This is a genomic window from Actinobacillus arthritidis (assembly GCF_029774155.1).
In the GTDB taxonomy this organism is placed as follows: domain Bacteria; phylum Pseudomonadota; class Gammaproteobacteria; order Enterobacterales; family Pasteurellaceae; genus Actinobacillus; species Actinobacillus arthritidis.
This window is the reverse complement of sequence record NZ_CP103833.1, coordinates 918,376-936,930: the sequence shown is the minus strand read 5'-3', so window position 1 is coordinate 936,930 and position 18,555 is coordinate 918,376. Positions and strand designations below refer to the sequence as shown.

At 39.2% G+C, this 18,555-nt stretch carries 16 protein-coding genes and 3 pseudogenes; 16 read left to right on the top strand and 3 right to left on the bottom strand.

Annotated elements, in window-relative coordinates:
* Positions 1-193: 193 nt before the first annotated feature.
* Positions 194-1,168: a substrate-binding domain-containing protein gene (locus NYR89_RS04395; RefSeq protein ID WP_279446502.1), complete on the top strand. Its 975-nt coding sequence runs from the start codon at positions 194-196 to the stop codon at positions 1,166-1,168.
* A 62-nt stretch (positions 1,169-1,230) separates the two neighbouring features.
* Here the strand turns inward: NYR89_RS04395 and NYR89_RS04390 are convergent.
* Positions 1,231-1,590: pseudogene (locus NYR89_RS04390) on the bottom strand (transposase); the annotation flags it as partial.
* Here NYR89_RS04390 and NYR89_RS10960 point away from each other — a divergent pair.
* Positions 1,591-1,668, top strand: a pseudogene (locus NYR89_RS10960) (DMT family protein); the annotation flags it as partial.
* Positions 1,669-1,722: 54 nt separating this feature from the next.
* Here NYR89_RS10960 and NYR89_RS04385 read toward each other — a convergent pair.
* Positions 1,723-3,393 carry a formate--tetrahydrofolate ligase gene (locus NYR89_RS04385; RefSeq protein WP_279446501.1) on the bottom strand — a complete coding sequence of 557 codons (1,671 nt, stop codon included), beginning with the start codon at positions 3,391-3,393 and terminating at the stop codon, positions 1,723-1,725.
* Between the two features lie 100 nt (positions 3,394-3,493).
* Here NYR89_RS04385 and NYR89_RS04380 point away from each other — a divergent pair, with 100 nt between their 5' ends.
* From NYR89_RS04380 to NYR89_RS04315, 14 genes and pseudogenes are all read left to right on the top strand, one after another.
* Positions 3,494-3,940 carry a YcgN family cysteine cluster protein gene (locus NYR89_RS04380; protein WP_279446500.1) on the top strand — a complete coding sequence of 149 codons (447 nt, stop codon included), beginning with the start codon at positions 3,494-3,496 and terminating at the stop codon, positions 3,938-3,940.
* 97 nt (positions 3,941-4,037) lie between these two features.
* Complete coding sequence (locus NYR89_RS04375) at positions 4,038-4,787, top strand: SDR family oxidoreductase (protein WP_279446499.1); 750 nt, start codon at positions 4,038-4,040, stop codon at positions 4,785-4,787.
* 271 nt (positions 4,788-5,058) lie between these two features.
* Complete coding sequence (gene trpB, locus NYR89_RS04370; protein WP_279446498.1) at positions 5,059-6,249, top strand: tryptophan synthase subunit beta; 1,191 nt, start codon at positions 5,059-5,061, stop codon at positions 6,247-6,249.
* Between the two features lies 1 nt (position 6,250).
* The gene (trpA, locus tag NYR89_RS04365) at positions 6,251-7,060 is read left to right on the top strand and encodes a tryptophan synthase subunit alpha (protein ID WP_279446497.1); all 810 of its coding nucleotides are present in this window, start codon (positions 6,251-6,253) and stop codon (positions 7,058-7,060) included.
* A gap of 232 nt (positions 7,061-7,292) precedes the next feature.
* Complete coding sequence (locus NYR89_RS04360; RefSeq protein WP_279446496.1) at positions 7,293-9,308, top strand: HsdM family class I SAM-dependent methyltransferase; 2,016 nt, start codon at positions 7,293-7,295, stop codon at positions 9,306-9,308.
* A gap of 11 nt (positions 9,309-9,319) precedes the next feature.
* Positions 9,320-10,468 carry a restriction endonuclease subunit S gene (locus NYR89_RS04355; protein ID WP_279446495.1) on the top strand — a complete coding sequence of 383 codons (1,149 nt, stop codon included), beginning with the start codon at positions 9,320-9,322 and terminating at the stop codon, positions 10,466-10,468.
* A 108-nt stretch (positions 10,469-10,576) separates the two neighbouring features.
* The gene (polA, locus tag NYR89_RS04350; protein ID WP_279446494.1) at positions 10,577-13,450 is read left to right on the top strand and encodes a DNA polymerase I; all 2,874 of its coding nucleotides are present in this window, start codon (positions 10,577-10,579) and stop codon (positions 13,448-13,450) included.
* Positions 13,451-13,547: 97 nt separating this feature from the next.
* Entirely contained in the window at positions 13,548-13,703 is a 156-nt protein-coding gene (locus tag NYR89_RS04345) for a hypothetical protein (RefSeq protein ID WP_279446493.1), read from the top strand.
* Positions 13,693-13,986, top strand: a complete 294-nt coding sequence (locus NYR89_RS04340) for a type II toxin-antitoxin system RelE/ParE family toxin (protein WP_279446492.1) — start codon at positions 13,693-13,695, stop codon at positions 13,984-13,986. The genes NYR89_RS04345 and NYR89_RS04340 overlap by 11 nt, the downstream gene beginning before the upstream one ends.
* A gap of 138 nt (positions 13,987-14,124) precedes the next feature.
* Positions 14,125-14,766: an outer membrane lipoprotein periplasmic chaperone LolA gene (gene lolA / locus NYR89_RS04335; RefSeq protein ID WP_279446491.1), complete on the top strand. Its 642-nt coding sequence runs from the start codon at positions 14,125-14,127 to the stop codon at positions 14,764-14,766.
* A gap of 73 nt (positions 14,767-14,839) precedes the next feature.
* Positions 14,840-15,148, top strand: coding sequence for a trp operon repressor (trpR, locus tag NYR89_RS04330; protein WP_279446490.1), 309 nt, complete (start codon positions 14,840-14,842; stop codon positions 15,146-15,148).
* A gap of 28 nt (positions 15,149-15,176) precedes the next feature.
* Positions 15,177-15,939: pseudogene (gene mtgA, locus NYR89_RS04325) on the top strand (monofunctional biosynthetic peptidoglycan transglycosylase).
* 64 nt (positions 15,940-16,003) lie between these two features.
* Complete coding sequence (nfsA, locus tag NYR89_RS04320) at positions 16,004-16,723, top strand: oxygen-insensitive NADPH nitroreductase (RefSeq protein ID WP_279446489.1); 720 nt, start codon at positions 16,004-16,006, stop codon at positions 16,721-16,723.
* Positions 16,720-17,634 (top strand): ATP-grasp domain-containing protein, encoded by a 915-nt coding sequence (locus NYR89_RS04315; protein WP_279446488.1) that lies wholly within the window; start codon positions 16,720-16,722, stop codon positions 17,632-17,634. Before nfsA ends, NYR89_RS04315 begins: the two co-directional genes overlap by 4 nt.
* A 36-nt stretch (positions 17,635-17,670) precedes the next feature.
* Here NYR89_RS04315 and NYR89_RS04310 read toward each other — a convergent pair whose 3' ends face one another.
* Positions 17,671-18,417 (bottom strand): YdcF family protein, encoded by a 747-nt coding sequence (locus NYR89_RS04310; RefSeq protein WP_279446487.1) that lies wholly within the window; start codon positions 18,415-18,417, stop codon positions 17,671-17,673.
* Between the last annotated feature and the right edge of the window lie 138 nt (positions 18,418-18,555).

The window sequence follows — 18,555 nt, the reverse complement described above, 5'->3', positions numbered from 1 at the left end:
CGAATTTGTTGAAAATTTTGCAAATTCGACCACTATCATTTTCTTCATTTTGTCAAATCGAATCATTCCTCTTGCATCATAAATTTGTCGAATTTGTGAAGAAACTCACATTTTTTCAGTATTGAATTGTGTACTATCTTGTTACAAAGTAAGTCATTGAATAACTTCATTGCAATGATATGGGAGGAATTATATGAAAACGTTATCTGCTATTAGTACCGTAGCATTGGGGCTTGGTGTTTCTCTCGTGAGTATGGCACAAGACTCGGTCGGTGTAAGTTTATATCAATATGACGATCATTTTATCCATTTAATGAACAATGAATTGGTCAAATATGCAAAAGAGAGATCTTTACCGCTTCTAATGAATGATGCACAAAATTCCCAATTTGTACAAAATAGTCAAGTGCAGACTTTAATTGATACAAAAGTAAGTGTGTTGGCGGTTAATTTGGTGGATCCATCTGCGTGGATGACTGTGATTGGCAAGGCAAAAGAAGCAAATTTACCTATTATTTTATTTAATAAAGATCCAGGAGCTAGAGCGATAAATAGTTATGCCAAAGCCTATTATGTAGGTTCTGATCCACAAGAGGCAGGTAAGGCTCAAGCAAAAATGATTGCAAAACATTGGAAAGAAAATCATGGATTTGACACAAATAAAGACGGCAAAATGCAATACGCTTTATTAAAAGGTGAACTTAATCACCCGGATGCAGAAAAACGAACTAAAACTGTAATTGATGAGTTAATCGCTTTAGGTATTCCAGTTGAACAATTAGCGTTGGAATCGGCTTTGTGGAATAAAGAGATTGCGAAAACAAAAGTAAATGCTTGGTTATCCACGCCACAAAATAATATTGAAGTGATTATTTCTAATAATGACAGTATGGCAATCGGTGCAGTTGAAGTTCTCGACGAAAAAAATAAAAGTTTGCCGGTATACGGTGTAGATGCGGTACCGGAAGCAATTCATTTAATTAAAAAAGGAAAATTAGCCGGAACAGTGACTAATGATTGGCATATGCAAAGTAAAGCAATCATTGATTTTGCGGTGCTATTAGCTAAAGGAGAAATACCTGAAAATAGTCATGAATGGAAATTAGACAATAGAGTCTTGCGTATTCCTGCAATTGCGATTGATAGAAGTAATATTAGTGATTTTTGATGCGAAATAGATACATAGAAAAAGGGCATTGACTATGATCTGACCCCCAAAAGTTAGACTGTTTAATTTAAGGACTGAGTTCTGTATTGTACAGGGCTGAGTCCTTTTAATTTCACTTGAATACGTTCATTGTTGTAATAATGAATGTACTCATGAATCACTTTCTCAAGCTGTTCGAAAGTGTCAAATCGCTTACCAAAGTAACATTCCGTTTTCAATCGTCCAAAGAAACTTTCCATTGCCCCATTATCCAAGCAATTCCCTTTTCTCGACATACTTTGTCTAATATGATGTTTTCTCAGCATGTCTTGATAGTCTGCCATCTGATATTGCCAGCCTTGGTCGGAATGTAAAATCGGTTTAGCGTCCTGAGGCAGTTTTGCGACCGCTTGCTTTAGCATCTGCATCACTTGCTCAATTGAAATGAAGGGTTTAAACTGAACTATTTACTCAGCTTTATCTGCATTTTAGGAGCTGTTTATTTTGCCTTTCAAAAGTAGAGAAACGAGTGTAAAAAAGGCGAGAGTGTTCTCTCGCCTACTACAGAGATAAATTTAGAATAAACCGGTAATCAAACCGTTTTCATCGACATCAATACGATTTGTCGCTGGAACTTTCGGTAAGCCCGGCATACGCATAATGCTACCGCAAATCGCTACGATAAAGCCGGCGCCGGCAGAGATACTAATACTGCGTACGGTAATGCTAAAGCCTGTCGGGCAACCGAGTAATTTGGCATTATCGCTTAATGAATATTGTGTTTTCGCCATACAAATCGGTAATTTATCTAAACCTAATTTTTCCAGATTTTTAATTTCCGCTAAGGCTTCGGCACTAAAATTAACATCATCCGCACCATAAATTTTTTGTGCGATCGCTTTGATCTTGTTTTGCACGCTTTCATTTACGTCATAGACGAAATTAAAACGGTTCGCTTGTTCATCAATCGCTTTTAACACTTTTTGTGCTAAGTCCACACCACCGGCACCGCCTTTACCCCAAACTTCAGTGAGCGATACTTCCACACCTTGTTCTGCACAAGCGGCCTGAATTAGGGCTAATTCCGCATCGGTATCGGATACAAAGCGGTTCAATGCGACCACAACCGGTAAGCCGAATACATTTTTCAGGTTACTGATATGTTTAAGCAGATTCGGTAAACCTTGCTGTAAAGCGGTTAAATTTTCTTCAGCTAAATTCGCTTTTTCAACACCACCGTTATATTTCAGCGCTTTTACCGTGGCAACGACCACAGCCACATCCGGTTTAAGATCAGCTAAACGGCATTTAATATCACAGAATTTTTCTGCACCTAAATCCGCACCGAAACCGGCTTCTGTTACTGCATAATCACCTAAATGTAATGCTAAATGCGTTGCAGTAACCGAGTTACAACCGTGAGCGATATTGGCAAACGGACCACCGTGAATAAAGGCTGGGTCGCCTTCAATCGTTTGTACTAAATTCGGTTTAATCGCATCTTTCAACAATGCCGCCATTGCACCGTGCGCATTTAAATCTTTTGCATAAACCGGTTGTTTGTCAGTGGTGTAAGCAACTAAGATATTACCTAAACGTGTTTTTAAATCGGCAAGATCTTTCGCTAAACAGAAAATTGCCATCACTTCCGAAGCCACAGTAATATCGAAACCGTCCGGACGAATCACACCGTCTGTCGGATTACCTAAACCGCCTAATACGTTACGTAATTGACGATCATTCATATCAATTACACGACGCCATAATACGCGTTTGGTATCAATATTTAACGTATTGCCTTGGTAGATATGGTTATCCAATAATGCCGCCAATAAGTTATTGGCACTGGTGATAGCGTGGAAATCGCCGGTAAAGTGCAGGTTAATATCTTCCATTGGTAGCACTTGCGCATAACCGCCGCCTGCCGCTCCGCCTTTCACGCCGAATACCGGACCTAATGACGGTTCACGTGCCGCAACCACCGCATTTTTTCCAAGTTGATTTAACGCATCGGTTAAACCGATAGTTACTGTTGTTTTCCCTTCGCCCGCCGGAGTTGGGTTAATGGCGGTCACTAAAATTAATTTACCGTTTTTCGCCGGTAATGTGAAAACATCCGCCGGATTAATTTTCGCTTTATATTTGCCGTATTGTTCGATTTGATCGGCGTTTAAACCTAATTTTTCCGCAATTTTATTAATCGGTCGCATAATGGCGACTTGAGCAATTTCTACATCGCTTTTCATTCATCCTCCAGATTGGCAAACGTTTGCTTTTTTCAACCCTGCTAGAATATGCTAAAATCCGTTTAAAATAAAGAACTGTAACAGATATTTAACAAAAAAGATGACGAATCAATTAACCCCAAACTTTTGGCAAACAAAAAGCCTGATTGAAATGAATGATGCGGAATGGGAAGCATTGTGTGACGGTTGCGGAAAATGTTGCTACCGCAAATATATTCAAGGCAGAGGCAAACGAGAGCGTTTATATTACACTTCGGTTGCTTGCAATTTGTTGGACGTAAATAGCGGACGTTGTACCAATTATCCGAATCGTTTTAAAATTGAGCAGGATTGTACTAAATTAACCAAGAAAAATTTGCCTGATTTCGGTTGGTTGCCGAAAACCTGTGCCTACCGCTTACTTTATGAAGGTAAGTCGTTATTTGATTGGCATCCGTTGATCTCTAACGATCCGCAATCGGTAAAAAAAGCGAATATTCTCATCCCAAACGGTATTCATGAAAAAGATGTGATAGATTGGTTTGAATTTGTGATTGATGAGGTTTAAGCTAACAAGCGGTCATTTTTTGTAAAAAAATTGCAAAATATGACCGCTTGTTATTTGTACTATTTAATAATTTAAAAATGATAAGAGGGCAAACACAATGAAAACAGCATTAGTTACTGGTGCAACGGCAGGATTCGGTTTAGCGATTTGTAAATTACTGATCCAATCGGGCTATAAAGTGATTGGCACCGGCAGACGTAAAGAACGCCTTGCCGAGCTACATTCGCAATTAGGGAATAATTTTTTACCGCTTGCATTTGATGTCAGTGATGAAGATGCTACCTCTCAAGCCTTAAATAATCGTCCGGCAGGCTGGCAAGCGGTCGATTTATTAGTCAATAATGCTGGATTGGCATTAGGGTTGGAACCGGCTTATAAAACCGATTTAAAAGATTGGTATCAGATGATCGATACCAATATTAAAGGGCTAGTAACTGTGACTCGCTTGATTTTACCGGAGATGGTTGAACGTAATAGCGGGCATATCATCAATTTAGGTTCAATCGCCGGTAATTATGCTTATCCGGGCGGTAATGTTTACGGCGGTACTAAAGCCTTCGTTAAACAATTTAGCCTCAATTTACGTGCCGATTTAGCCGGTACGAAAGTGCGAGTAACCAATGTCGAACCTGGTTTATGCGGCGGTACGGAATTTTCCAATGTACGTTTTAAAGGCGATGATGATAAAGCAGCAAAAGTATATGAAAACGTGACTTATGTCGCACCGGAAGATATTGCTAATATCGTGTTATGGCTGAATCAACAACCGGAACACGTTAATATTAACCGTATTGAAGTGATGCCGGTAGCACAAACTTTCTCTCCACTTGCGGTGGTAAGAGGTTAATTTATAACTTGTTACTCCTCTTTGCTAAAGAGGGACATTTGTAAGATTTTAAGGTATTAAGTAGCCGTTAAATAAAAGTTTATTTGTAGGGGCGAACTGTGTTCGCCCTTAGTGATATTCATCATAAATTGTTTGGGCGAATGCAATTCGTCCCTACACCATAGGAACAGATTTACTTCTTTAAATTCGTCATCATAAATTTTTACTTGCATATCATGCAATTATGTACTATTTTAATAGTGCATAATATTTCTTATAGAGAGAACACGATATGTCAGACACACTTCTTAATCCTTACTTCGGCGAATTTGGCGGAATGTATGTTCCGGAAATTCTCGTACCAGTCTTAAAACAACTCGAAGTCGCTTTTGTTGAAGCACAAAATGATCCGTTATTCCAAGTGGAATTTACCGATTTACTCAAAAACTACGCCGGTCGTCCGACTGCATTGACGCTTTGCCGTAATCTCACAAAAGGAAGCAAAACTAAACTTTATCTTAAGCGAGAAGATCTGTTACACGGCGGCGCTCATAAAACCAACCAAGTATTAGGGCAAGCCCTGTTAGCAAAACGTATGGGAAAAACTCGCATTATTGCGGAAACTGGTGCCGGACAACATGGTGTGGCAACCGCATTGGCGTGTGCAATGTTAGATTTACCTTGTGTGATCTATATGGGGGCTAAAGATGTGGAACGCCAATCACCGAATGTATTCCGTATGCGTTTGATGGGAGCAGAAGTGATTCCGGTACAAAAAGGCTCTTGCTCATTAAAAGATGCCTGCTGTGAAGCGATGCGTGACTGGGCGGCAAACTATGAAACAACCCATTACTTAATTGGTACGGCGACAGGCCCGCACCCCTTCCCGACCATGGTGCGAGAATTTCAGAAAATGATTGGCGAAGAAACGAAACGCCAAATTTTAGAAAAAGAAAACCGCTTACCGGATGCCGTAATTGCGACTGTAGGTGGCGGTTCGAATGCAATCGGTATGTTTGCAGATTTTATTGAGGAAAAAAGCGTGCGACTGATCGGTGTAGAACCGGCTGGCAAAGGGATTGAAACCGGTGAACACGGTGCGCCACTTAAACACGGTACAACCGGGATTTATTTCGGAATGAAATCGCCGATTATGCAAACTAAGGACGGTCAAATCGAAGAATCTTATTCGGTTTCCGCAGGGCTGGATTTCCCTTCTGTTGGGCCTCAGCACGCCTATTTAAATGCCACAGGCAGAGCGGATTATGTATCTATTACTGATAAAGAAGCGTTAGATGCCTTCCAAGCGTTAGCACAGCATGAGGGCATTATTCCGGCATTAGAAAGTTCACACGCATTGGCTTACGCACTGAAATTAATTGCACAAAATCCGGATAAAGAACAACTTTTGGTGGTAAACCTTTCAGGACGTGGCGATAAAGATATTTTTACCGTAGATAAAATTTTAAATGGGGGAAACTAATATGAGTCGTTTTGATACTTTGTTTGCTGATTTAAAAGCAAAAAACGAAGGGGCATTTGTGCCGTTTGTTACCCTTTGTGATCCGGATTTTGATCGTTCGTTTGAAATTATCGAAACATTGATTGCCAATGGTGCGGATGCGTTGGAGCTCGGTTTCCCATTTTCTGATCCATTGTTAGATGGACCAGTGATTCAAGCGGCGAATAAACGAGCGTTAGATGGTGGTTATAGTACCGATGCTTGTTTTAAAATGATTGCTAAAATTCGAACAAAATATCCTGAGATTCCTATCGGATTGTTACTGTGTGCCAATTTAGTATTTGTGCCGACTCAAGAAGTATTTTTTAAGCGTTGTGCTGAAACGGGTGTGGATGCGGTACTCATTGCCGATGTGCCGGTTCTCGCCGCAGAAGAATTTACTGAAACTGCCAAGAAACTCGGTATTCAATCAGTCTTTATTTGTCCGCCAAATGCGGATCAAGTAACAATTGAACGCATCGCAAATTTAACTGAAGGTTATACCTATTTGGTTTCACGTGCCGGTGTAACCAGTGCAGAGAACCAAACTCACGCCAAAAATTTAGATAACTTGATCGAAAGCCTCAAGCGATCAAATTCCGCCCCAATTTTGCAGGGTTTCGGCATTGCTAAACCTGAGCAAGTTCAAGAAGCATTAGCACTCGGTTGTGACGGGGCGATTTCCGGATCGGCGATAGTGAAAATTATCGAACAGAATTTAGATAACCAAACTCAATTACTTAATAAATTAGCGGAATTTGTGAAAGCGATGAAAGTAGCTACGAGAAATTAATTAGCTCACAACTTGACAAGTGGTTAAATTTTCTTGAAATTTTGCAAATTTTTAAGGGAATTTAACCGCTTGTTTTTGTATAATTCGGCATTTTTTATTGACAAGTTAAATTCGGAGTGAAAAATGTCCTTGCCTTGCCTTGCCTTGCCTAAACTAAACGATAGTTACAAGCAGAATTTTGTAAATGTCCTAAAAAATCTTACCGCTTATCCTTTTCTTAAAGGAGGCTTAAATGGTTAGCCTCCAAGCCTATAAACTTGAATCTGATGTAAATGATTTTGTGAAGTCAACATTAACTGCACTTGGTTTGCAAAAGCATAAAGACTTTAATGAAGAAGGAGCAATGTCTGATTATCTTAAAGAATCGTTAAGAGGCTCAGCAAAAACTAAAAATAAGACAAATTTTGGTAAACCTGATTTTCATTTGGAAAATTATAGAATCCCAGTAATCATTGAAAATAAATTAGGATTAAAAAAATTAAAAGCAGAAACCAAAGATGGTTTGAAATTTGATGAGAAATCCATCGCAAATTTTGCTGTTAATGGTGCGATTTATTACGCCCAAAATATGATTGCTAGTGAAAAATATCACGAAGTCATTGCGATTGGTGTAGCAGGCGATAATAGCGAAAATGTTGAAATTTCCGTTTATTACGTTTTTGGTGCTTCGGAAAAAGCACATAAATTACTTGGAGATTGTAAAACCTTTGATTTTTTAGAAAATAGCTCTACTTTTGATGAATTTTATAAGTCAGCTATTTTAAGCGAAGAAGAAAAACATAAAATCTTAATTCAAAGCCAAGAACAATTAAGACAATATGCTAAAAAATTAAATAAATTAATGCATAACCATAATGTTACTGCACCGCAACGTGTGCTTTATGTATCGGGTATGCTATTGGCAATGCAGGATATTAAAAATCAGCAAGGAGAGCATTTAGGCGAAGGGCTTACGCCTGATGATTTAATTGGTTCAAAATTAGATAAAGTCCGAGATGGTAAATTAATTACGAACCAAATTGAAGAATTTTTAAAAGCACGTAGTATTTCGGAGCAAAAGCACCAATTAATGTTAGCGTCTTTTTCGGAGATTTCTAAAGATAGTCAACGTGATGAACCATTAGAAAATGATAAAGAAGTTGCAAAATTCTTAAAAGAAAAAGCCAGCACGAACAAACAAATTTTCACATTTATTTATGAAAATATCTTTAAATCTATCGATGGTTTCGGTGGGCATATTGATATTATGGGCGAGCTGTATTCTGAATTTCTAAAATACGCATTAGGTGATGGTAAAGAATTAGGCATTGTATTAACGCCACCTTATGTTACGAAGTTAATGGCTCAAATTTTGAGTATCTCAAGCAAAAATCGTGTCATGGACTTAGCGACTGGCTCGGCAGGTTTCTTGATTTCCGCAATGGCATTAATGATTGATGATGCCGAAAAACAATTTGGCAAAGGAACGATGCAAGCGAATGATTTAATTGAAAAAATTAAGAAGAATCAGTTGCTAGGGGTGGAGCTGAATGCTGAAATGTACACCCTTGTCGCTACTAATATGATTTTGCGAGGCGATGGCTCATCAAACATTGAAAAGGGCAGTGCTTTTAATCGACCTGATAGCCTATTTACAAATTTTAAAGCAGACAGATTATTGCTAAACCCGCCATTTTCCTATGCAGAAAATGGAATGCCGTTTATTGCTTATGGCTTGGATAAAATGGAAAAAGGTGGACTTGGAGCGATTATTATTCAAGATTCAGCAGGTTCGGGCAAGGCGACCGTAACCAACCAAAAAATCTTAAAATCGCACCGCTTGTTAGCGTCAATTAAAATGCCAACGGATTTATTTCAGCCAATGGCAGGGGTGCAAACCAGCATTTATATTTTTGAAGCAGGCACGCCACATGATGTGGAGGTGCCTGTGAAATTTATCGATTTTTCCAACGATGGTTACAAACGTACGGAGCGTGCCTTAGCAGAAATTGATAGCCCTATTGAGCGTTACGCTGATATGCTCAAAATTTATAAAGCGGGGAAAAATGCCAAAGTTGTTGCTCAATGGAATTTGGACGAAGTATATTTGGAAGATTTCATCACCCTTGACGGCAATGATTGGAATTTTTCTCAACACAAAAAAATCGACACCAAACCAACTCTTACTGATTTCAAGAAAACGGTGGCGGATTATTTAGCTTGGGAAGTTTCACAACTTCTTAAACAGGAAGGCTCACAGGGAAAGTAGCTAGCTCTCGTTTGCTAGAATTAGAACAGGAATTTTTGGCAAATGGGGGCGAGTTTAGAGAAGTTGAAATTCAACAGTATTTTGAAAAGATAAAAACAAAATCATTGCAATATTCTGCTAGTGATTTAAAAGGAAAGCACGATGAAGAATATTGTTTACCTGCACTTACTGCAGGTGTAGATAATCAAGGATTAGCATTTTATGTGCCACGAAAAAATGCCACAATTTTGAAAAATGTGATTAGTGTGTCCGCTAACGGTGCAAATACGGGAGTTATGTTTTACCAACCAAAAGAATTTACTGTTTTACAAGATAGTTATGCCATTCGTTTCAAAAATGCGGATTTGTCTGATAAATCTTATTTATATTTAGTTTCTGCTTTGCAAAAAAGTGTTAGATTTAGGTTTGATTGGTCAAATAAAGCAGGTTGGGAAAGAATAAAGAGTGAACTCTTTTCTATTCCTCTTTTAAATAGTACACCTGCATTTTCTTATATGGAAAACTACATCACTGAATTGCAAACAGAGCGGTTATTAGAACTGAAAGAGGAATGGTTTCAGAAATTACAAGGTTATTTAAAAGTAACTGGATTATCAAACTATACATTGACCAATAAAGAAAAATTTGCAATAGAGAAGCTGGAAACAGTTGAGTGGGCAACATTTAATCTCAAAAAGTTGTTTGGTAAAGCGACTCGCGGTAAGCGTTTAAAAAGTGCGAACAGAATTTCAGGCAATTTGCCATTTGTTACCGCTGGCGAAACAGATATGGGTATTTCAGCATTTATTGATAATAAGGTTGAAGTATTTAAGAAAAACACGGTAACCATCGATATGTTCGGTTCGGCAAAATATCGCAATTATGATTATGGAGCTGATGATCATATTGCTGTTGTACATTGCAATGATTGGCAGAAAAATGTGGTGATATTCTTAACAACAGCGGTTCATAAAGTGGCTAATGCTGGGCAATTTAGCTATGCACGGAATTTTTATGCCAAAGATGCCGATGAGTTAAATATCAGTTTGCCTGTAAAAAATGGCAAAATTGACTGTGAATTTATGGCATTGTTGGGTTCAGCGATGCATAAACTCGTCATTACCGATGTAGTAAAATACGCGGATAAAGAAATTTCTGCTTATCAGAAAGTTATTAATTAATCCACAAGCGGTTAAATCCTCTAAAAATTTTGCAAAATTTAAAGGGGATTTAACCGCTTGTTTTCGTTATAATAGACTAAAAATTTTTAACAAAAGAGATTTTATTTAATGGCTACAATTGCTCAAAATCCGCTCGTTCTTGTGGACGGTTCTTCTTATCTTTATCGTGCGTTTCATGCGTTTCCGCCGCTGACTAATAAAAATGGTGAGCCGACGGGGGCGATGTATGGCGTGTTAAATATGCTGAAAAGTTTGATTGCTCAGGTTGAGCCGAGCCATATTGCGGTGGTTTTTGATGCGAAGGGTAAAACTTTCCGTGATGAGTTATTTGAGCAATATAAATCGCACCGTCCGCCGATGCCGGATGATTTGCGTGTACAAGTGCGACCGTTACATACGATTATTAAAGCGTTAGGCATCCCATTAATTTCGATTGAGGGGGTGGAAGCGGATGACGTGATCGGTACGCTCGCGGTGCAGGCGGCGAATGACGGCAAAAATGTGTTAATCAGTACCGGCGATAAAGATATGGCACAATTAGTGAACGATCACATTATGCTGATTAACACGATGAACAATACTTTGCTTGATCGTGAAGGTGTGATTGAGAAATACGGTATTCCGCCGGAGCTGATCATTGATTATTTAGCATTGCAAGGCGACGCTTCGGATAATATTCCTGGTGTGAAGGGCGTAGGTGAGAAAACCGCATTAGGTTTGTTGCAAGGAATCGGTTCGTTGAAAGAGATTTATGCGAATTTGGATCAAGTGGCTACGCTTTCATTCCGTGGTGCTAAAACGCTTGCACCGAAATTAGAAGCAGAGAAAGAAGCGGCGGATCTATCTTATTTGCTTGCCACGATTAAGACTGATGTTGAACTGGAAGTTACCCATGAGCAATTAGTTGTACAACCGCAAAAACGTGACGAATTAGTTGAGCTGTTTGGGCGTTATGAATTTAAGCGTTGGTTGAATGAAGTGATGAATGATGCCAATCCGGTTACACAAAATCCATCGGAAAAAATACCTAATAATTATCAGGCGACAGTTTCGGTATCACAAGCGGTTGAAACCGAGCAAACTTTTGCAAAAGTGGAAATTGATCGTAGCCGATATGAAACGATCACAACGATGGAACAGTTACAGTCTTGGATTGAAAAGATCAATCAAGCAAAATTAGTGGCGGTGGATACCGAAACCGATAATTTAGATTCTATGTCGGCAAATTTAGTCGGGATTTCATTCGGTTTGGTTAATGGAGAAGCGTGCTATATTCCGTTAACTCACAAAGAACAGGTAACGCTTGAGCCTCAGCAAAGTGATCTATTCTCTGAGCCGGCAGAAGCGGAATCTACCACAAGTTTTGAGCTTGCAAAAAATCAGCTAAATTTGACCGCTTGTTTAAGCGAACTTAAGCCGTTATTAGAAAGTACCGATGTGAAAAAAATCGGGCAAAATATCAAATATGATTTAACGATTTTTGCAAATCATGGTGTGGAAGTACAAGGTGTGGTGTTTGATACAATGCTAGAATCTTACACGCTAAATAGTACCGGCCGTCATAATATGGACGAATTAGCGGATCGCTATTTAGGGCATAAGACGATTGAGTTTGAAGACATTGCCGGTAAAGGTAAAAACCAGCTGACATTTGATAAAATTGCGATTGATGTTGCATCTAAATATGCGACGGAAGATGCGGATGTGACGATGAAATTACATCAGGTACTTGTACCGGAATTAGACAAAACGCCGACATTGGTTAAGTTGTTTAATGATATTGAAATGCCGTTGGTTGAAGTGCTTTCTCGTATTGAGCGTAACGGTGTATTGATTGATCCGGAAAAATTACTCGCACAATCGGCAGAAATCGAACAGCGTTTAGCTGAATTGGAACAGCTTGTGCATAGCGAAGCTGGTGAGGTCTTTAATCTTGCTTCTACCAAACAATTACAGGAAATATTGTTTACTAAACTTGGTTTACCTGTCTTGAAAAAAACACCAAAAGGTGCGCCTTCTACTAATGAAGAAGTGTTAGAGGAATTAGCGGGACAAGGGCATTTAGTACCGAAATTACTCATGGAACATCGTGGTTTAAGTAAGTTGAAATCGACTTATACCGATAAATTACCATTAATGATTAACTCCAAAACAGGTAGAGTACACACCTCTTATCACCAAGCGGTAACGGCGACCGGTCGCCTTTCATCGAGCGATCCGAATTTACAAAATATTCCGATTCGAAATGAGGAAGGTAGACGTATTCGCCAAGCGTTTATTGCGAATAAAGGCTATAAAATTGTCGCGACCGACTATTCGCAAATCGAATTACGTATTATGGCGCATTTAGCAAATGATGATGGGATGATTACTGCCTTCGCCGAAGGCAAAGATATTCACCGTGCAACGGCGGCGGAAATTTTCGGTTTAGCGTTGGATCAAGTAACAAGTGAGCAACGTCGTAGTGCTAAAGCAATTAATTTTGGTCTAATTTACGGTATGTCGGAATTTGGTTTATCAAATCAGTTAGGTATTTCACGTGCCGATGCGAAAAAATATATGGAACGTTATTTCCAACGTTATCCGGCGGTGCAACAATTTATGACCGATATTCGTGAAAGTGCGAGTGAAAAAGGCTATGTGGAAACACTTTTCGGTAGACGTTTATATTTACCTGAGATTAAATCCAGTAATGCAATGCGTCGTAAAGCGGCAGAACGTGTGGCGATCAATGCACCAATGCAAGGCACCGCGGCAGATATTATCAAAGTGGCGATGATTGGCATTGATAAAGCGATTCGAGGTGATGACAATATTAAAATGATTATGCAAGTGCATGATGAATTGGTGTTTGAAGTAAAAGAAGAATTGATCGAACATTACAGCCAATTAATTAAAGCGGAAATGGAAAAAGCGATTCAGCTTAAAGTGCCGTTAATTGCCGAAGTCGGCATTGGCGATAACTGGGATGAAGCACATTAATTTTGCGACTCAGATCGAAAAATAAACAGAATATAAACAAAATTTGTTTGTTGTTTGATAGACTATTTATCCTTTAGATTAAATAAGGAGAAAGAATATGATGACGGAAGAATATCTTGAGTTTTTAGAAAAGAGCGTTGCTCAGGGAATAAAAGATTATGAAGCAGGAAGGATTTATACTTCCGAACAATTTTATGAGAGAGCAATGAGAGCTATCGCTCAGGCAGAGAAAGATATGCAAGATGCGGCATAAAATAATCTATACTCATAAATCTTTAGATAACATTGATAATATTGTTGAGAACATTACCGCATTTGTCGGGAATTATAGTGCAATGAATGTGTTATCAGATATTAAATCGTCTATTGATTTACTCGCTTATATGCCTATGATGGGGGTGCAAGGATATATAAAAGGGACAAGAGAAATTTACCCTAGACAATATAGAGTTGTTTATATGGTAAATGATTTAAAGAAAGAAATTATCATCCTTACCATTTTACATACTCGCCGGTTATATCCGCCGCTTGCTTAAGTGAGTAAAATAAAAGCCAAATGCCTCTTGGTGTTTGGCTTATTTTATTGTATCGTTACGCTAGTACGAGCTTTGTGAAACTTTTACGGAATAGATTGTCAAAGAGGTACTTGATTCTCTTTGATATAAGGAAAAAAGATGAAAAAATTAGTTAAGCAATCATTATTAGGTTTTGCTTTATTTTCTATGACGAATGTAGCATTTGCTGATACACAGTCGGTTGCCGAATTACAACGACGTTTAGAGCAAGTTAGCCAATATAGTGCAGATTTTGATCAAACGGTGCGTTCGAGCAAAGGTAAACAAATTCAATCAGGTAAAGGTAAATTCCAAGTGAAGCGTCCAAATCTGTTTCGTATGGATACTAAATCACCGCAGGAAAATTTAATTGTGTCTGACGGAGCGAATTTATGGTTTTATGATCCATTTGTTTCGCAAGTGACGGTAAATACCGTGCAAGATGCAGTAAATAATACGCCGTTCGTATTATTAACCAGCAGTGATAAAAGCCACTGGGAACAGTATGATGTGACGCAAAATGCGGATACTTTCGTATTAAAACCGAAATCGAAAAAAAGTAATTTAAAACAGTTTGATGTGCGTATCGATCAAAGCGGTATGTTAAAAGGTTTCAGCACCATTGAACGAGACGGACAGAGCAATTTATACGTATTACGTAATATTACTGGTGGCGGTGTATCGTCTGATTTGTTCAAATTTAGCGTACCGAAAGGTGCTGAGTTAGACGACCAACGTGGCGGTAAAAAATCTAAGAAATAATCTATTTTACTAGCGGTTTTATTTTCGCAAAATTTTGCCAAAATCAGACCGCTTTCCTTATTTTGGAGGTTCAATGAAAATTCTTTATAGTCAACGTGATCCGCAAGAGTGGCAACAGTTTATGGTTTTAATACAGCAGGCGGTGGCAGAAGATAAATTAGAGCAATTTTTTTCTTCATTTTTAACGGCAGATGAACGTAACTCTTTAGGATTGCGGGCCCAAATTGTCGGTAATTTGTTAAAGGGTGAAGTACCTCAGAGGGAAATTCAACAAAATTTAAACACCAGTGCCGCAACTATTACACGTGCTTCTAATATGTTGAAAACACTGGAACCGCAATTTATTGAGTGGTTAAACGAGAAGCTTAATGGCAACGCGTAAACGAAAACGCAATAAGAAGTCTATTACAATGTTGAGTTTACTTAAGCGTTTATGCCGTGGAATCATCAAGTTTTTTATCCCGCAAGCAATCGGATCTAAAACAGGTTGGTTGTGGTTCGGTTCAAGCCGTTTAGGTGCAGGACTTGGCGGTACGTTCGTTACATTTTTGATGATTTTCTCGGTGTTACCTGTGCCGTTTTCCGCTTATATGGCACAGAAAAAAGTTGAGCATTTGATCGCTGGTGATAATTATAAAATCCAATATGATTGGGTCAGTTTAGATAAAATTGCTTGGCAAATGCAGATGGCGGTAATTGCGTCAGAAGATCAGAAATTTGAAAGCCATTTTGGGATCGATTTACAAGCGATTGAAATCGCACTCCAACGAAATGCGAAATCAAAGAAAGTGCGAGGGGCTTCTACTATTTCCCAGCAAACCGTTAAAAATATGTTTTTGTGGCATGGACAAAGTTGGTTACGAAAAGGCATTGAATTACCGTTGACTTTCGCTTTAGAAAATACTTGGGGGAAAAGTCGAATTTTAGAAGTGTACCTCAATATTGCCGAATTTGGCGAAGGTATCTTTGGTGTAGAAGCGTGAAGCAAAGCACTTCTTTAAAAAACGTGCGAAAGATCTCACTTTACAGGAATCGGCATTATTAGCCGCTTCATTACCGAATCCATTAGTGTTTCGGGTGAATAAACCGGGTCCAACTATGCGTAAACGTCAGGCATGGATTATGCGTCAAGTGACGGCATTAGGCGGTCGCCACTATTTGGAAAAGTTGTAGAACAAGCGGTGGAATTTGCAAAAAAATTTGCAATTTCGACCGCTTATTTTTTATCGGAGGCAATATGATTAGCAAACCAACCTTAGAAACGATACTTTCTCATCGTTCGATTCGTAAATTTACCGAACAATCTATCTCGGAAGAACTGTTTCAGACCTTAATTCAAGCGGGGCAACAAGCCTCCACCTCCAATCATTTGCAATGCGTGAGTGTGATTCGTGTCAAAGATCAAACCATACGCCAAGCTCTGCGTGAGGTATCCGGTATGGCGTATGTCACTGAATGTGCAGAGTTTTTGGTTTTTTGCATTGATTTTCATAAACATAAACAACTTGTACCGGATTCGCAATTAGATTGGGCGGAAGTGAGTGTTATCGGTGCCGTGGATACCGGTATTTTTGCCCAAAACGTATTATTGGTCGCGGAATCAGTCGGATTGGGCGGTGTCTATATCGGTGCGTTACGTAATGATGTTGCGAAGGTGGCTGAGGTGTTAGGACTGCCGCAATATTGTGTGCCGTTAGTCGGTATGTGTTTAGGCTATCCAGCACAAGATCCGGCACTTAAACCTCGTTTACCGGTAGCCTTAGTTTGCTATGAGGATCAATATCAGCCGTTAAATCAAACGGAACTTGCAAAATATAACGAAATTTTGACCGCCTATTATCAAGAGAGAACCGGTGCAGGACAGCCGTGGCAAGCGGCGATTGATAAAACCTTAAATAAAGCGGTTCGCCCGCATATGTTGCCATTTTTCCAACAGCAAGGATTGTTGAAACGATGAGATTTTTAATGTTGTGCCGAGAGCCTCGTTTATACAGTTGCCAACGTTTACAACAGGCTTGTGAGCGGCGAGGTATCCACTTAGATATTCTTGATCCGAATCGGATGTTGATAAAGTTAGCGATGGATAAAGGTCAATCTGTTTTGCAACTCTATTACCAAACGGGTGAAATTTATGATAAAAACCGACCGCTTCCGCAATTATTACCCGATTATGATGCGGTACTGCCTCGCTTCGGCATAACCAGTACGGAAATGGGATGCCGAGTTTTGCGTTACTTTGAAGCAAAACAGGTAAAAGTCTTAAATAATTCGACTGCTTTCGCTTTGGCAAGAGATAAATGGCTAAGTTTGCAAGCCTTGGTTACCGCACAAATTGCTGTGCCGGCAAGTTCGTTAGCCGGTGAACTGTGTTCGGTAGACGGGCATTTAGCCCAACATCAGTTCCCATTAGTAACGAAAACCTTATCCGGTTCGCAAGGTGTCGGGGTCATGTTGGCGGAGAGCAAGCAAACTGCCCAAAGCGTTTTGGCAGTGTTACAGCAAGCAAAATTATCTTATTTGTTGCAAGATTTTGTAGCAGAGTCAAAAGGGCAGGATATTCGAGCGTTTGTCATCGGAGATCGTGTCGTGGCGGCAATGCGGCGTTGCAGTAACGAGGGAGAGTTTCGGGCTAATATTCATTTAGGTGGCAAAGCTCAAACGATAGTATTAACTGAAGCGGAACAACAACTTGCAGTGAAAGCGGCAAAAACAATTGGACTTAGCGTAGCTGGTGTCGATCTGATTCGTTCTGATGACGGATTACTGGTGTTAGAAGTGAATGCCAGTCCGGGGCTAGAAGGGATTGAGCAGGCAAGTGGTTTTGATATCGCCGGTTTGATGATTGATCATCTTATTTATTCAATTTAACGCAGAAGCCCTCAACAGAGGGCCTTGTTATTCTATTTATCCAATTAGTTTTTCTTTCCAATAACCAATCCATTCTTTAAGGGCAATACTACTGTTTTGTAGTGCTTGAGCCTGCGGAATAAACGGTAAAATACCAATATCTAATGCTTGGTGTGCGGTTGTACTTGCGGCTAGAACGGAGAATCCCTCACGCTCAAATAACATTTTCGCCCGTTTCATATGCCACTGATTTGTCACTAAGATAATGTGACGAATACCTTCCTGTTCAAGTATCGCTTTACTTAATATTGCATTTTGTTCAGTCGTATTGGATCTTGCTTCGATCCATTTGACAGAAATATTGAAAAAATCACGAAACTCTTGTGCCATTAACTTCGCTTCCGGCTCTCTATTTTCAGGACTCCCCCCTGTTACTAAAATCGGCAGATGCGTTTGTTTGTGTAGATAGGCGGCATATCTCATTCTTTCTAATGGAATCGCCGCAATAGCATAATCGGCAAATAATTCGTGGCTATTACGTACCCCTCCCCCTAACACGACAATAGCTTGGGCTTTTTTATAATCTTCAATGGTTAATTTTTCACTAAAAGTGACCGCTTGAATCAACTGATGTGAGAAATAAGGCGTGCTACAAACGTAGAGAATCGCAATGCCGAATAAGCTACAAAGAGAGCTTAGCTTCTTAAATTGTAATTTATATAACAATAACGAGCCGAACCATAAAATGAGTGAATTAAATGGCGGCAAAATGATAGCGGTAATGAGTTTTGTCAGTAAAAGCATATAAAAAAATGATGTAATTTAGGTAGAAATGATGTTCTTAAACAATTAAAATTCATATAGATGACTAGTTGTTTGATTTGAGTCAACAATACCTCAGTATAATTAGCAAAATACGGAAAATTCGCTACAATGTGGCTA

Bases quoted from the DNA above. Each gene is read 5' to 3' on its own strand.
- NYR89_RS04310 (WP_279446487.1), bottom strand. From the start codon at position 18,417: ATGCTTTTACTGACAAAACTCATTACCGCTATCATTTTGCCGCCATTT.
- NYR89_RS04395 (WP_279446502.1), top strand. From the start codon at position 194: ATGAAAACGTTATCTGCTATTAGTACCGTAGCATTGGGGCTTGGTGTT.
- lolA (WP_279446491.1), top strand. From the start codon at position 14,125: ATGAAAAAATTAGTTAAGCAATCATTATTAGGTTTTGCTTTATTTTCT.
- polA (WP_279446494.1), top strand. From the start codon at position 10,577: ATGGCTACAATTGCTCAAAATCCGCTCGTTCTTGTGGACGGTTCTTCT.
- trpA (WP_279446497.1), top strand. From the start codon at position 6,251: ATGAGTCGTTTTGATACTTTGTTTGCTGATTTAAAAGCAAAAAACGAA.
- NYR89_RS04375 (WP_279446499.1), top strand. From the start codon at position 4,038: ATGAAAACAGCATTAGTTACTGGTGCAACGGCAGGATTCGGTTTAGCG.
- NYR89_RS04385 (WP_279446501.1), bottom strand. From the start codon at position 3,393: ATGAAAAGCGATGTAGAAATTGCTCAAGTCGCCATTATGCGACCGATT.
- trpR (WP_279446490.1), top strand. From the start codon at position 14,840: ATGAAAATTCTTTATAGTCAACGTGATCCGCAAGAGTGGCAACAGTTT.
- NYR89_RS04360 (WP_279446496.1), top strand. From the start codon at position 7,293: ATGGTTAGCCTCCAAGCCTATAAACTTGAATCTGATGTAAATGATTTT.
- NYR89_RS04340 (WP_279446492.1), top strand. From the start codon at position 13,693: ATGCGGCATAAAATAATCTATACTCATAAATCTTTAGATAACATTGAT.
- trpB (WP_279446498.1), top strand. From the start codon at position 5,059: ATGTCAGACACACTTCTTAATCCTTACTTCGGCGAATTTGGCGGAATG.
- NYR89_RS04380 (WP_279446500.1), top strand. From the start codon at position 3,494: ATGACGAATCAATTAACCCCAAACTTTTGGCAAACAAAAAGCCTGATT.
- nfsA (WP_279446489.1), top strand. From the start codon at position 16,004: ATGATTAGCAAACCAACCTTAGAAACGATACTTTCTCATCGTTCGATT.
- NYR89_RS04315 (WP_279446488.1), top strand. From the start codon at position 16,720: ATGAGATTTTTAATGTTGTGCCGAGAGCCTCGTTTATACAGTTGCCAA.
- NYR89_RS04345 (WP_279446493.1), top strand. From the start codon at position 13,548: ATGATGACGGAAGAATATCTTGAGTTTTTAGAAAAGAGCGTTGCTCAG.